At 59.9% G+C, this 13,483-nt stretch carries 10 protein-coding genes; 4 read left to right on the top strand and 6 right to left on the bottom strand.

Translation table 11 applies throughout. The annotated features are described in order from the left end of the window. The 3 genes from cysN to cysG form a co-directional block, all read right to left on the bottom strand. Positions 1-1,428 carry a sulfate adenylyltransferase subunit CysN gene (gene cysN / locus OKC43_RS11650; protein ID WP_236272268.1) on the bottom strand — a complete coding sequence of 476 codons (1,428 nt, stop codon included), beginning with the start codon at positions 1,426-1,428 and terminating at the stop codon, positions 1-3. Positions 1,429-1,440: 12 nt separating this feature from the next. Next, positions 1,441-2,409, bottom strand: a complete 969-nt coding sequence (gene cysD, locus OKC43_RS11645; RefSeq protein ID WP_270659276.1) for a sulfate adenylyltransferase subunit CysD — start codon at positions 2,407-2,409, stop codon at positions 1,441-1,443. Between the two features lie 96 nt (positions 2,410-2,505). Then, positions 2,506-3,942: a siroheme synthase CysG gene (cysG, locus tag OKC43_RS11640; protein ID WP_236272270.1), complete on the bottom strand. Its 1,437-nt coding sequence runs from the start codon at positions 3,940-3,942 to the stop codon at positions 2,506-2,508. A 197-nt stretch (positions 3,943-4,139) separates the two neighbouring features. On the opposite strand from cysG, the gene OKC43_RS11635 reads away from it, so the two are divergent. Both OKC43_RS11635 and OKC43_RS11630 read left to right on the top strand, forming a co-directional pair. Continuing rightward, the gene (locus tag OKC43_RS11635) at positions 4,140-5,063 is read left to right on the top strand and encodes an SPFH domain-containing protein (RefSeq protein ID WP_005335703.1); all 924 of its coding nucleotides are present in this window, start codon (positions 4,140-4,142) and stop codon (positions 5,061-5,063) included. Then, a complete protein-coding gene (locus OKC43_RS11630) occupies positions 5,060-5,515 on the top strand; it encodes an NfeD family protein (protein WP_005335704.1) in 456 nt (151 codons plus the stop codon). The genes OKC43_RS11635 and OKC43_RS11630 overlap by 4 nt, the downstream gene beginning before the upstream one ends. A 69-nt stretch (positions 5,516-5,584) precedes the next feature. Here OKC43_RS11630 and OKC43_RS11625 read toward each other — a convergent pair whose 3' ends face one another. Then, on the bottom strand, positions 5,585-7,690 hold the full coding sequence (locus OKC43_RS11625; protein ID WP_236272271.1) for a methyl-accepting chemotaxis protein: 2,106 nt from the start codon (positions 7,688-7,690) through the stop codon (positions 5,585-5,587). Between the two features lie 140 nt (positions 7,691-7,830). Here OKC43_RS11625 and nadA point away from each other — a divergent pair, with 140 nt between their 5' ends. Then, positions 7,831-8,904 (top strand): quinolinate synthase NadA, encoded by a 1,074-nt coding sequence (nadA, locus tag OKC43_RS11620; protein ID WP_005343233.1) that lies wholly within the window; start codon positions 7,831-7,833, stop codon positions 8,902-8,904. Between the two features lie 70 nt (positions 8,905-8,974). Here the strand turns inward: nadA and OKC43_RS11615 are convergent, their stop codons facing one another. Together OKC43_RS11615 and gap are read right to left on the bottom strand one after the other, a co-directional pair. After that, the gene (locus OKC43_RS11615; RefSeq protein ID WP_236272272.1) at positions 8,975-9,841 is read right to left on the bottom strand and encodes a D-hexose-6-phosphate mutarotase; all 867 of its coding nucleotides are present in this window, start codon (positions 9,839-9,841) and stop codon (positions 8,975-8,977) included. An 86-nt stretch (positions 9,842-9,927) separates the two neighbouring features. After that, on the bottom strand, positions 9,928-10,923 hold the full coding sequence (gene gap, locus OKC43_RS11610) for a type I glyceraldehyde-3-phosphate dehydrogenase (RefSeq protein ID WP_139739792.1): 996 nt from the start codon (positions 10,921-10,923) through the stop codon (positions 9,928-9,930). Between the two features lie 348 nt (positions 10,924-11,271). Here gap and malQ point away from each other — a divergent pair, with 348 nt between their 5' ends. Beyond that, positions 11,272-13,461, top strand: coding sequence for a 4-alpha-glucanotransferase (gene malQ / locus OKC43_RS11605; protein WP_236272273.1), 2,190 nt, complete (start codon positions 11,272-11,274; stop codon positions 13,459-13,461). The last annotated feature ends 22 nt before the right edge of the window (positions 13,462-13,483 follow it).

Genomic DNA, 13,483 nt, shown 5'->3' with positions numbered 1-13,483 from the left:
TTACTCCTTGCTTATGTCGTTACCGATGGCAAGGGCTTGCCAGTGCGGGAAGTGCTTGCGCACCAGCGCGTTGAGCTCGATTTCGAACTCGCTGTAGTGCCCTTTTACCGCTTTGGCCGCCAAGCCTTCCACTATCATGCCGGCGCCGACGGTGACGTTGGTCAGCCGGTCGATCAGGATAAAGCTGCCGGTGTCGCGGATCTCCTGATACGGGTCGAACGCCACCGGGTCGGTGAGGCTCAGCTCGCACAGGCCGATCTCGTTGAGCTTGAGCTCGCTCGCGGGCAGTTCGTCCAGCTTGTTGATCTCGATGCGATGGCGGATAGCTTCCACCTGACCGCGACTCTTCTTGGTGGCCAGTTTGACGTCGTAGACCCGGCCCGGTTGCAGGGACTCTTCCCCCATCCAGACGATATGGGCCAGCACATTCTGGGTCACTTGCGGCCGCTTGGCGGCATCCACCAGCAGGTCGCCGCGACTGATGTCGATCTCGTCGGCGAAGGTGACCGTGATGGCCTGACCCGGCAGGGCGTACTCCAGATCCCCGTCGAAGGTGACGATGCGAGTCACTGTGCTCTCCTTGCCCGACGGCAGCACCGCCAGCTTGTCGCCCACCCGCAGGATGCCGGAGGCGAGTGTGCCCGCGAAGCCGCGAAAATCGAGGTTGGGGCGGTTCACATACTGTACCGGCAGGCGCACCGGATGGCGCTCCAGCTCGCGCTCAACCTCGGCAGACTCCAGCAGAGCAAGCAGGGTTTCGCCCTGATACCAAGCCAGCTTGTCGCTCTGGTTGACTACGTTGTCACCGTCCAGCGCCGAGACCGGCACGATATGGATGGTGTCGACGCAGAGCTTCTTGGCGAACTCGCGGTAGTCGGCGCTGATGCGCTCGAACACCTCCTGACTGAACTCCACCAGATCCATCTTGTTGACCGCCACTACGAACTGCTTGATGCCTAGCAGGCTCGCAATAAAGCTGTGGCGACGGGTCTGATCCAGCACCCCTTTGCGGGCGTCGATCAGAATGATGGCGAGATCGCAGGTGGAAGCGCCGGTGGCCATGTTGCGGGTGTACTGCTCGTGGCCCGGGGTATCCGAGATGATAAATTTGCGCTTGGCGGTGGAGAAATAGCGGTAGGCCACGTCGATGGTGATGCCCTGCTCGCGCTCCGCCTGCAGGCCGTCAACCAGCAGCGCCAGGTCCAGCTTCTCGCCTGTGGTGCCGAGCTTCTGGCTGTCGGACTCCAGCGCTTTGAGCTGATCTTCATAAATCTGCTGGGAGTCGTGCAGCAGGCGACCGATAAGGGTGCTCTTGCCGTCATCCACGCTGCCGCAGGTGAGAAAACGCAGCAGACTCTTGTGCTGCTGGGCGTGCAGATAGGCTTCGATGCCCTGTTCGGTGATGGCGGTCTGAATATGGCTGTTCATGCTGACGACTCCTTAGAAATATCCCTGACGCTTCTTCTGCTCCATGGAGCCGGCCTGATCGTGGTCAATCAGCCGCCCTTGCCGCTCGCTCGAAGTGGTGAGCAGCATCTCTTCAATAATTTCCGGCAAGGTGGTGGCATCGGATTCGATGGCCCCGGTGAGCGGATAGCAACCGAGGGTGCGGAAACGCACCAGCTCCTGCTTCACCTCATCCTCGGCGGTCAGCGGCATGCGCTCGTCATCCACCATGATCTTGATGCCATTGCGCTCCACCACCGGACGGTAAGCGGCGAAGTAGAGCGGTACTATGTCGATGTTCTCGAGATAGATGTATTGCCAGATATCCAGCTCGGTCCAGTTGGAGAGCGGGAACACCCGGATGCTCTCCCCCTTGTTGACCTGGCTGTTGTAGACCCGCCACAGCTCCGGACGCTGGTTCTTCGGATCCCAGCGGTGGGACTTGTCACGGAAGGAGTAGACCCGCTCCTTGGCGCGGGACTTCTCTTCATCGCGGCGCGCGCCACCGAAGGCGGCGTCGAAGCCATATTTGTTGAGCGCCTGCTTGAGCCCCTCGGTCTTCATGATGTCGGTGTGCTTGCTGCTACCGTGGACGAAGGGGTTGATGCCCATGGCGAGGCCGTCCGGGTTCTTGTGGACGATGAGATCCAGCCCGTACTTCTTGGCGGTCTCGTCGCGGAACTTGATCATCTCCTTGAACTTCCAGTCGGTGTCGACGTGAAGCAAGGGGAACGGGATCTTGCCCGGATAGAAGGCCTTGCGGGCCAGATGCAGCATGACGGAGGAGTCCTTGCCGATGGAGTACATCATCACCGGGTTTTCAAATTCGGCAGCCACCTCGCGGATGATGTGGATGCTCTCGGCTTCCAGCTGCTGCAGATGTGTCAATCTTTCACGAGAGACACCTGCATGACTGCTCTCCGCGTTCGGCTGCTGCAAGTGGGTCAATCTTTCACGGTCCATGTTGGTCCTCGGGTCATTGCTTATGCGCCTGCTCGGGGCGCTGGGTGGTTCAGTGCGCGGCCGCGCTGGCAGCCGCATCAAATATCTCTTTCTCGGTCAGGCCAGCTGCACCAGCTTGAGGTCGCAGCCATCGAGATCCGGGTTAGCGCGCTGCTGCTCGCCGCTTTTTTCTCCAAACCAGGCCAGCCGCTCGCGCAGGGCGACCACTTCGCCGATGACGATAAGCGACGGGCTCACCGCCTGTTTGGCCAGCTCCGCCAAATCGGCCAGCGTGCCGGTCAGCACCCGCTGGCGGGATGTGGTGCCGCGCTCGATGATGGCGATGGGGGTGGCTTGGCTTCGGCCGTGATCCACCAATTGCTGCTGGATATGCTCGGAGCGCATCAGCCCCATGTAGATGACCAGGGTCTGACTGGTGGCGGCGAGCTGCTGCCAGTCGGGCTCCTTGCCCTCTTTTTGGCAGTGGCCGGTAATAAAGACGGCGCTCTGGGCGTAATCACGGTGAGTCAGCGGAATACCGGCATAGGCGGTGGCACCGGCAGCAGCCGTGATGCCGGGCACTACCGAGAAGGGGATACCTTCGTCGGCCAGCACTTCCAGCTCCTCGCCACCCCGGCCAAACATAAAGGGATCGCCCCCTTTCAGCCGCACCACTCGGTTGCCCGCCTTGGCGTATTCCACCAGCAGGCGATTGGTCTCCTCCTGCGGCACGCTGTGGGCTCCCGCCTTCTTGCCAACCGACACCAAAGTGGCATCGCGGCGCACCAGATCGAGGATCTCGGCGGAGACCAGCTGGTCGTAGAGCACCACTTCAGCCTGTTGAATCTGTTGCAGCGCCTTGAGGGTCAAGAGGCCCGGATCCCCGGGACCCGCGCCGACCAAGACCACTTCGCCCACTTCGCTTTTCGCCTGATCGAGGCCATCGCTCAGCCACTGCTCGGCTCCTTGCCAATCCTCTTTTTCAATCAGGCTGGCGAGGGTGTTGGAGGCAAAGGCGCGCTCCCAGAAGCGGCGACGGTCGGAAATCGAGGAGAGCACCCGCTTGGCCTTGTCACGGACCCGGCCGGAGAGCTCGGTCAGCCCGCCAAGATGGCGCGGCAGCAGGCTCTCCAGCCGCTCGCGCAACAGGCGCACCAGCACCGGCGCCTTGCCACCGCTGGAGACCGCCACCATCAGCGGCGAGCGATCGATGATCGAGGGGAAGATAAAGCTGGAGCGTTTGGGGTCATCCACCACGTTGACGAACAGACCCTGCTGGTTGGCACTTTGATAAACGAGGGCGTTGACTTCGAGGTTGTCGGTCGCCGCCACTACCAAAATCTGGCCTGCCAGATGGGCCGGAGTGAAGCGCTCGGCCAGATGGGTGAAACGACCGGTGAATTCCGCAAATTCCGGTTCAAGCTCCGGGGAGACCAAGGTCAGCCGGGCACCGGCTGCCAGCAGCAGGCGCGCCTTGCGCAGGGCAACCTCGCCCCCGCCCACCAGCAGTACCGGGCGGCCTTCCAACTTGGCAAACATAGGTAAATAATCCATTTCGGCCCATCCCTCGGAACACGACTAATATGGGGCGACTATAGGCAGGGCAGCTTATCCCTCAAAATAATAAAAAATGCTTTTTAATGCGTTTTGGTAATTAGCAAAGCCAATTCGTGACAAAGGCGTACGAAGTCACTTGTGGTACCTGACGCCAGACCATAGGCTAGGGACTGTGTTTCATAAGGAGCTAAATGATGAATGAATCATTGATTGTGCTAGGGATTTTCGTGTTCCTGGTGCTCGCCACCCTGAGTGCGGGCATCAAGATAGTGCCCCAGGGCTACAACTGGACGGTGGAGCGCTTCGGCCGCTACACCCGCACCCTGACCCCGGGCCTCAACCTGTTGATCCCCTACGTGGATAGGGTCGGCCACAAGATCATCATGATGGAGCAGGTGCTGGATATCCCGGCACAAGAGGTGATCTCCCGCGACAACGCCAACGTCACCATCGACGCCATCAGCTTTGTGCAGGTGGTGGATGCCCGCAAAGCGGGTTACGAGGTCAACGATCTCACCAGCGCCATCCGCAATCTCACCATGACCAATATGCGGACCGTGCTCGGTGCCATGGAGCTGGACGAGATGCTCTCCCAGCGCGACACCATCAACGAGAAACTGCTGCGCACCATGGATGCCGCTACCGCCCCCTGGGGCATCAAGGTGACCCGCATCGAGATTAAGGATGTGCGCCCGCCGCTGGCACTGGTCGAGGCGATGAACGCCCAGATGAAGGCCGAGCGCCAGAAACGGGCCGAGGTACTGGAAGCCGAAGGCGTGCGCCAGTCCAAGATCCTGAAAGCGGAAGGGGAGAAACAGTCCCAGATCCTCAAAGCCGAAGGTGAGCGTCAGGCCGCCTTCCTCGCTGCAGAAGCACGGGAGCGGGCTGCAGAAGCGGAAGCCAAGGCGACCCACATGGTTTCCCAAGCGATTGCGGAAGGAGACCTGCAGGCCATCAACTACTTCGTGGCTCAGAAATATACCGAGGCACTGGCCCGCATCGGTGAAGGCCCCAACAGCAAGATCATCATGATGCCGCTGGAAGCGGGCAGCCTGATTGGCTCTGTGGCTGGCATGGCCGAGCTGTTCAACAAAGATGGCAAGGGCAGCAAGTCATGACAGCCCTGTTAGAGGGGCTGACCCACTGGCACTGGCTGGGGCTCGGCTTTATTCTGCTGGCCATCGAGGTGCTGGGGTCGGTGGGCTTTTTGCTCTGGACCGGCATCGCCGCACTGGAAGTGGGCCTGCTGCTGCTGATCTGGCCCTTTGGCTGGCAGGCGCAGTTGCTGCTGTTTGCGGTGCAATCCCTACTCACCACCTGGGCCTGGTGGCGCTGGCAACACCAGCGTGACAACTCGGGTCAGGATGCCGCCAGCACCATCAACGAGCGGATGCAGAGCTATATGGGCCGCGAGCTGACCCTGCTGGATGATGTCACCCAGGGCACCAGCCGGGTGCATCTGGACGACACGGTCTGGACAGTGCGCTGCGACGAGTCGCTGCCTGCGGGCAGCAAGGTCAGGGTGGTGGGGGCCGACTCCCACATCCTGCTGGTTGAACCCCGCAACTGACGCAACTCTGCCATCGAGTCATAAAAAAGCCCGCGATCGCTCGCGGGCTTTTGTCTCTCTGGCGGCTACTCAGGTACGCAGCCGATCGAGCTGACTGGCCAACGCCGTGGCCGCTTGCTCCAGCGCCTCGCTCAGTTGATGGCTGGAGCTGGCCTCCTGCCCGATCACGTTGGCGGTATCGCCGATCCGCATCAGGTTCTGGTTGATGGTATCGCTCACCGCACTCTGCTGCTCGGCGGCGGTGGCTACCTGACTGATGTGGTCGTGGATCTGCTGGATCTGGGCCACCACCTGATTGAGCGCCTCAAACGCCTGCTCGGTGCCCTGCACCGTGGTGGTGGAGCGCTCGATGCCGGTATTCATCAGACGCTGGCTGCTGCTCACCTCGGTCTGCAGGCTGCCAATCAGCTGGCCAATCTCGTCGGTAGATTCACGGGTCTTGGTCGCCAGCGCCCGCACCTCGTCCGCCACCACCGCAAAGCCGCGGCCCATGTCCCCTGCCCGCGCCGCTTCGATGGCGGCGTTGAGGGCCAGCAAGTTGGTCTGCTCGGCAATGGCGCGGATCACATCGAGGATCCGGCTGATATTGGTGCTGCGCTGGGCCACCAGCGCCACCGCTTTATCCGCCTCATGCATATCGCCGACCAGAGTATGGATCTCGTTGCGGGCATTGCTGAGGGTCTGCTGGGCGGTATTGATGTGGTGGGTCGCCGCTTCCGACTCCTGCGCCGCCTGCTCGGCATAACCTGCCACGCTGACTGCCGTGGTGCTCATCTGGTGCATGGCGCTCACCACGCTCTCCAGCTCCAGATTCTGCTCGTCCAGACTATTGCGCATGGTGTCGGCGGTATGTTTCATCTCCCGCGCCTGCTGGTAGACCTGCTGACCGATCCCCTTGCTCATTTGCACCATGCCCCGCAGCTTGCCGAGGAAGGCATTGAGCTGGGACCCCAGATCGATCAGCTCCTGATGGGTGTCGATCTCCATCTGCTGGGTCAGGTCCCCCTCGTTGCTGGAGAGATGGCCCACATGGCGGCTGATAAGAGAAAGTGGCGCTGTGATGGTCTGAATAAACCAGACCAGCAAGCCCAGCACCAGCAAAGTGATCCCGCCCATGGCGATGATCTGCTGCCGCTGGGCATCCACCAGCAAGGCGCCCAGTTCATTGCTGATGGCGTGCGCCTTGCCGAGCGCCAGCGCCTTGGGCACCTTGATCATCAACCACCACTGGGTATTGGCTGCCTCAACCCGGATGGGCTGATGAAGAATGAAGTCACTGTCGCTGCTGACCGGCCGACCGTCGGGCAGGGTCAGGCCCACCTCCTTGAGTGGACGACCCAGCTTGTCGGCATAGCGGTTGCTGCCCACAATCAGCCCCATCTTGCTGACCAGGGTCACATCCGCCTTGTTGTCATAGAGGCTCTTGCCAAGGTTTTCAGCCAGTTGCTGAAAAATGGGCAGGTTCATATCCACACCGGCCAGCCCGACAAACTTGCCGTCACGCAGCACGGGCACCGTCAGACTGGTCATCAGCATCTTGTTGCCCGGGCTGATTTCGTAGAGATAAGGCTCCATCAGGCAGGGCTGGCGGGTATCGCGACCACAGAGATACCACTCGCTGTTGCGAATGCCAAACTCGTTGAGGGAGGTATCAAACTTGGCCTCGCTGGCAGCGGCGTCCACCGCTTGCTGGGCGACGGCCCCTCCCTGATCCTTGGTGAAATAGACCTCCAGACTCCCCTTGCCTGCCACCGAGTGACTGGCCCCGCCCAGCCAGTTGCCATCCTCGCCATCATACCCATCTGGTTCAAACTGGGCATAAATGGAGCTGATCCCGCTCGCCTGCTGCAGGCTGCTGCCGAGCAGAGACTCCACTTGGGGTCGCGACAACCGCAGTTCCGGTTTGGCCATACCGGCTTCAATCTGGGCGGTCACGGTCAGGGGGATCTGATAGGAGTTCTGCATCAGCGAGGCAATCTGGATGGCATAGCGCTCTGCCTGATACTGCAAGCTGCGGGAGACCTCCTCTTCCAGAGCATCGCTGGTCTGGGTCATCACCATGTTGCGAAGGGAACTGAAAGAGGCCGATTGCAGCAGGGTCATGGCCAGCCCGGTCAGCAGAAACAGCCCCATGGTAAGGCACAACAGCTTGAACTTGAGGGAACGTTGCTTCATGCGACAACTCCTTATGGCAGAATAACAACGAATTACTTGAGTATATTCGCCCACTTGCGCTTCACCCGATTTGTTGATGGGTTTGTGGCAGGCTTCTGGTTATAATTTTTGCCTTCCCGAGCGTTGATGGAACAGTCGCAATGAGCAATGCACTGAGCAGTGTCCCGCCGGTAGTCGCGATGGACTACCCCTTTCCGGCCAAACCTCTTCCCCTGAGTGCCGAGCAGAGAACGACCTTGACCACAGAAATCAAGGCGCTGCTCAAGGAGCGCAAGGCGGTACTGGTCGCCCATTACTACACGGATCCCGAGATCCAGGCGCTGGCCGAAGCCACCGGCGGTTTCGTCGGTGACTCGCTGGAGATGGCCCGCTTTGGCCGCGATCACGAGGCGCAGACCCTGATCGTCGCCGGGGTACGTTTCATGGGGGAAACCTCCAAGATCCTGAGCCCCCACAAGCGGGTGCTGATGCCGACTCTGGAGGCCGAATGCTCCCTCGATCTGGGCTGTCCCATCGAACAGTTCTCCGCCTTCTGCGATGCCAATCCCGACCATACCGTGGTGGTCTATGCCAATACCTCGGCCGCCGTCAAAGCACGGGCTGACTGGGTGGTGACCTCCAGCATTGCACTGGAAATCGTCGAACACCTCGACAGTCTGGGTCACAAGATCATCTGGGGCCCGGATCGCCATCTGGGCGCCTATATCGAGAAGAAGACCGGGGCGCAGATGCTGCGCTGGCAAGGCCACTGCATCGTCCACGACGAGTTCAAGGCCCGTGCCCTGCGCGAGCTGAAAGAGCAAAATCCGGACGCCGCCGTGCTGGTTCATCCGGAATCCCCCGCCTCGGTGATCGAGCTGGCCGATGCGGTGGGCTCCACCAGTCAGCTGATCAAGGCGGCCAAAGAGCTGCCCCAGCAGAAGCTGATCGTGGCGACCGATCGGGGCATCTTCTACAAGATGCAGCAGGCCTGTCCGGAGAAAGAGATGGTGGAAGCACCGACCGGTGGCGATGGCGCTACCTGCCGCAGCTGTGCCCACTGCCCCTGGATGGCGATGAACGGTCTGGTGGCGATCAAGGAGGCCCTCACCGATGGTGCCGAACGCCACGAGATCCATGTCGATGAAGCGCTGCGGGTAAAGGCCCTCATTCCGCTCGACCGGATGCTCAATTTCGCCGCCGAACTCAAGCTCAAGACTCAGGGCAACGCCTGATTGCCGCCGTCACGAGATGCAAAGAGGGCTCCCGCGGGAGCCCTCTTTATTTATCTGAACCTAATCCAACTCAGATGATTACGGTGGAGAGGCTGTGCTCTTCATCCGGCGCAACGGTCACCCCAGCGTCGCCGGCAATGGCAGCTTCGACGCAGAGCATGGTGCGATAGCCATCGTCGCTCATGTCGGCCATGGCGGTGGCCCCTTCCAGCCATGGGGTCCAGACCACCACGCTGTCGTGGTTGCCACTGACAACCCGGGTCTCGCGCTCACCATCCTGCACCCTCACCAGCGCCTCTGGCTGCCAGTAGACCCGATCCAGCGGCCCGCTCAGGGTCAATGCACCCTGCTGCTTGGCATCCTGTCCGGTCAGCTTGTCGGCATAGGGCTCGCCCAGACCGCTCACGCTCACCGCCTCCGGGGCGCTGATCTGCAAATAGGTGTGCAGCGCACCGCTATAGGTCAACGGCTGAGCACCTGTGTTGCGAGTGGTCAGCACCAGCGAGAGCTCTTTGCCCACCAGCACGTCCAGCTCCAGTTCGAAGGCGTGATCCCACAGGGCACGGGTCGCATCGCTGTCGCGCAGGGAGAGATGAACGAGCGTGCCGTCAGCGTGATCTGAGACCCCGTCCAGCATCCAGAGGGCGGTACGGGCAAAACCGTGGGAGGGCTTGCCGCTACCGACGCGGGCGGGCGCCGGACCAAACCAGGGCCAGCAGATCGGGATACCACCGCGAACAGGCTTGCTGCCATCCAGCACCGCCTTGTCACTCAGCCAGATGGAGGCCGGCTCGCCATGACGCTGATAGCTCAGCACATGGGCGCCAAACAGGCTGATTTCTGCCTTGGCATAGTCGTTGTTGATGGTGAGAACCGGCAGACCGGCCGCATTGTTGGCAAGCTTGCAATTGGCTGTCAGGGGACGAATGGATTGCATGTGGACTCCTGTCATCAGGGGAAACCGAAAAACAAAAAGGCGGCCAATGGCCGCCTTTTTCAAGCTACGCGATTGCGCATCCCAAATTACTTGGAGATGTGAGCGATCAGGTCCAGAACTTTGCTGGAGTAGCCCATTTCGTTGTCGTACCAGGATACAACTTTAACGAATTTGTCGTTCAGCTGGATACCAGCCTTGGCGTCGAATACGGAGGTCTGACGCTCACCCAGGAAGTCGGTAGATACAACTTCGTCTTCGGTGTAGCCCAGAACGCCTTTCATAGCGCCTTCGGAAGCAGCTTTCATCGCTTCGCAGATTTCTGCGTAGGTGGCAGCTTTCTTCAGGTTAACGGTCAGGTCAACAACAGACACGTCCGGAGTCGGAACACGGAAAGCCATACCAGTCAGCAGGCCTTTCAGTTCCGGGATAACTACGCCAACAGCTTTGGCAGCACCGGTAGAGGACGGGATGATGTTCTGAGCCGCACCGCGGCCACCGCGCCAGTCTTTGGCAGACGGACCATCAACGGTCTTCTGGGTAGCAGTGGTAGCGTGAACGGTGGTCATCAGGCCAGACTCGATACCGAAGGTATCGTTCAGAACCTTGGCGATCGGGGCCAGGCAGTTGGTGGTGCAGGAAGCGTTGGAAACGATGTCCTGGCCAGCGTAGGTAGCGTCGTTAACACCCATTACGAACATCGGGGTAGCGTCTTTGGACGGGCCAGTCAGTACAACTTTCTTGGCACCAGCTGCGATGTGCTTACGAGCAGTCTCGTCGGTCAGGAACAGACCGGTAGCTTCAGCAACAACGTCAACACCGATTTCGCCCCACTTCAGGTTGGCCGGGTCACGCTCAGCGGTAACACGTACGGTTTTGCCGTTTACAACCAGGTTGCCGTCTTTAACTTCAACGGTACCGTTGAAACGACCGTGAGTTGAATCGTACTTCAGCATGTAAGCCATGTAGTCAACATCGATCAGGTCGTTGATACCAACAACTTCGATGTCTGCACGCTCGCAAGCCAGACGGAATACGAAACGACCGATACGGCCAAAACCGTTAATACCTACTTTGATAGTCATATTTAGTTACCTAACTGTTCAGTAGTCAAAGAAAATTCCGCTTGTAAATTTACTAGAACTCTCCGGTGAGTCAACCAACATTCTGTCTGAAATTGCGCTATATCATGAAAAACTGTGAAATTAATTTTCTGTTTATGTAACTGATTACCACGTTTTGACGAAAAAAGTGCCAGATCGTGGCATCGCGCAGATATCAACAATAGTGCCTACTCGGTCACACAACCATTCACAGAGATATGTAAAAATGTGCGCGGTTTAGCATGGCCCATAGAGCCACTGTTCAAGTACCACCCCATAAAAATCAAACAAAATAGTATAGATAGAATCCACAGCGGGAATTCTCAAACTATGACCACCCTGATTGAACAGCTGGCTGCCGCAAAAGGTATCGCCAGCGAGTATGTCGATGCCTGGGGCCACCCGGCCCAGGTATCAGAAGAGAGCAAGGCCGCCATGCTGGGCGCCATGGGCTACCGCGTCGATGACGAGGCCGCACTGGTGCAGCAGCTGGAAGAGGAACATCGTCAGCACTGGCTGCGGGCGCTGGATCCTGTGATGGTGGTTCGCACCGGCGACACCGTTACCCTGGAGGTTCGCCTCCCCATCGAATTCGTCAACGACGCCCTCACCTGGCAGCTCCAGCAGGAGCAGGGTGCAGTGCTGTCCGGTCAATTCACCCCCATCGAGGGTGAGCTGGTCGGCGTGGCCGAATTTGAAGAGATGGAGTGCCAGGCCTATCGCGTCACCCTGGAGATGGCCCCGGAGCTGGGTTACCACCAGTTGGTGCTGCTGGAAGAGGGCAATGACGAGCCGTTGGCCACCATGCGCCTCATCGTCGCCCCCAAGGCCTGCTACAAGCAGGCGCCGATTGCCGATGGCCGCAAGGTATGGGGCCCGAGCGTGCAGCTCTACTGCCTGCGCAGCCGCCACAACTGGGGTATCGGTGATTTCAGCGATCTGGGCCAGCTGGTCGAGAAAGCCGCCGCCTGGGGTGCCCACTTCGTTGGCCTCAACCCTATCCACGCCCTCTATCCGGCCAATCCGGAGAGCGCCAGTCCCTACAGCCCCTCTTCCCGTCGCTGGCTCAACGTGGCCTATATCAATGTGGAAGCGGTGCCCGAATTCCAGCAGAGCGATCGCCTGAAGGCGGAAGTGGCAAGTCCTGCCTTCCAGCAACATCTGGCCGATCTGCGCGCCAAAGAGAACGTCGATTACACCGGCGTGATCCAGACCAAACTCGGCATGCTGCGTCAGGTGTTCGATGAAGCCACCCTGAGCACCGAGCGTCAGGCCGCCTTTGATGCCTTCGTGGCCGCCGGTGGCGACAGCCTGCAACAGCAGGCAGCATTTGATGCCCTGCAGGCCCACTTCTATGCCAAAGGCGAAAATGCCTGGGGCTGGCCGGTATGGCCGCAGGAGCTGCGCGATTACCACAATCCTGCCGTTGCCGCCTGGATGGCCGCGCACCCGCAAGATGTCAACTTCTACCTCTATCTGCAGTTCCTGGCTGATGAGCAATTGGCGCAAGCCGATGCCCGTGCCAAGGCTGCCGGCATGGTGATGGGGATCTACCGGGATCTGGCGGTGGGCGTCTCCGAAGGATCTACCGAGATCTGGGCCAACCAGGATCTCTACTGCCCGAAAGCCTCGGTCGGTGCGCCGCCCGATATCCTCGGCCCGCTCGGTCAGAACTGGGGCCTGCCCCCGATGAACCCGAACAAGCTGTTCGAAGCGGCCTATCAGCCGATGGTGGACTTGTTCCGTGCCAACATGCGCTCCTGTGGCGCACTGCGTATCGACCACGTGATGGCCTTGCTGCGCCTGTGGTGGGTACCGCCCGGAGCATCCGCCGCCAAGGGCGCCTACATCTACTATCCGGTCAACGATCTGCTGGGCATTCTGGCCCTCGAATCCCACCGCAATCAGTGCCTGCTGATCGGCGAGGATCTGGGCACCGTGCCGGAGGGGATCGACGTGACTCTGAAAGAGAACGGCGTCCACTCCTACAAGGTGTTCTTCTTCGAGCGCTCCAAGGAAGATGGCGGCTTTATCTCCCCGGCGCACTACACCGAGCAGGCGATGTCAGCTCTGACCACCCACGACATGCCGACCCTCAAGGGCTTCTGGCACTGCGACGATCTGGCGCTCGGCCGTCAACTGGGTCTGTATCCGGATGAAGATGTATTGAAGACTCTGTATGCTGATCGTCACCAGGCCAAACAGCGGATCCTCGACAGCTTGCATGCCCACAAGGTCATCTCTGACAACATCAGTCATGACGTGAACTGGGTCGGCATGAACACCGAACTCAACCACGGTCTGCAGATCCACATGTCCCGCGGCAGCTGCGCCCTGTTCAGTACCCAGCTGGAAGACTGGCTGGAGATGGACAAGCCGGTCAACGTACCGGGAACCAGTTACGAATACCCCAACTGGCGCCGCAAGCTTTCCGCTGATCTGGAAGATATTTTTGCCAATGAGGCACTCAAGGCACTGGCTGGCAAGATGAGCCAAGCCCGTGATGAGGCCAGTCGTTGAGACGCTGTCTCTCACAGCGCTC

The organism is Aeromonas sp. Y289-2, assembly GCF_027705925.1.
GTDB lineage: Bacteria > Pseudomonadota > Gammaproteobacteria > Enterobacterales > Aeromonadaceae > Aeromonas > Aeromonas veronii.
Note: the sequence above shows the minus strand (reverse complement) of the source record. Positions and strands in the feature narration are given on the sequence as shown.

Excerpts from the sequence above, each read along its gene's own strand:
- cysN (WP_236272268.1), bottom strand. The coding sequence starts at position 1,428 with ATGAACAGCCATATTCAGACCGCCATCACCGAACAGGGCATCGAAGCC.
- cysD (WP_270659276.1), bottom strand. The coding sequence starts at position 2,409 with ATGGACCGTGAAAGATTGACCCACTTGCAGCAGCCGAACGCGGAGAGC.
- cysG (WP_236272270.1), bottom strand. The coding sequence starts at position 3,942 with ATGGATTATTTACCTATGTTTGCCAAGTTGGAAGGCCGCCCGGTACTG.
- OKC43_RS11635 (WP_005335703.1), top strand. The coding sequence starts at position 4,140 with ATGAATGAATCATTGATTGTGCTAGGGATTTTCGTGTTCCTGGTGCTC.
- OKC43_RS11630 (WP_005335704.1), top strand. The coding sequence starts at position 5,060 with ATGACAGCCCTGTTAGAGGGGCTGACCCACTGGCACTGGCTGGGGCTC.
- OKC43_RS11625 (WP_236272271.1), bottom strand. The coding sequence starts at position 7,690 with ATGAAGCAACGTTCCCTCAAGTTCAAGCTGTTGTGCCTTACCATGGGG.
- nadA (WP_005343233.1), top strand. The coding sequence starts at position 7,831 with ATGAGCAATGCACTGAGCAGTGTCCCGCCGGTAGTCGCGATGGACTAC.
- OKC43_RS11615 (WP_236272272.1), bottom strand. The coding sequence starts at position 9,841 with ATGCAATCCATTCGTCCCCTGACAGCCAATTGCAAGCTTGCCAACAAT.
- gap (WP_139739792.1), bottom strand. The coding sequence starts at position 10,923 with ATGACTATCAAAGTAGGTATTAACGGTTTTGGCCGTATCGGTCGTTTC.
- malQ (WP_236272273.1), top strand. The coding sequence starts at position 11,272 with ATGACCACCCTGATTGAACAGCTGGCTGCCGCAAAAGGTATCGCCAGC.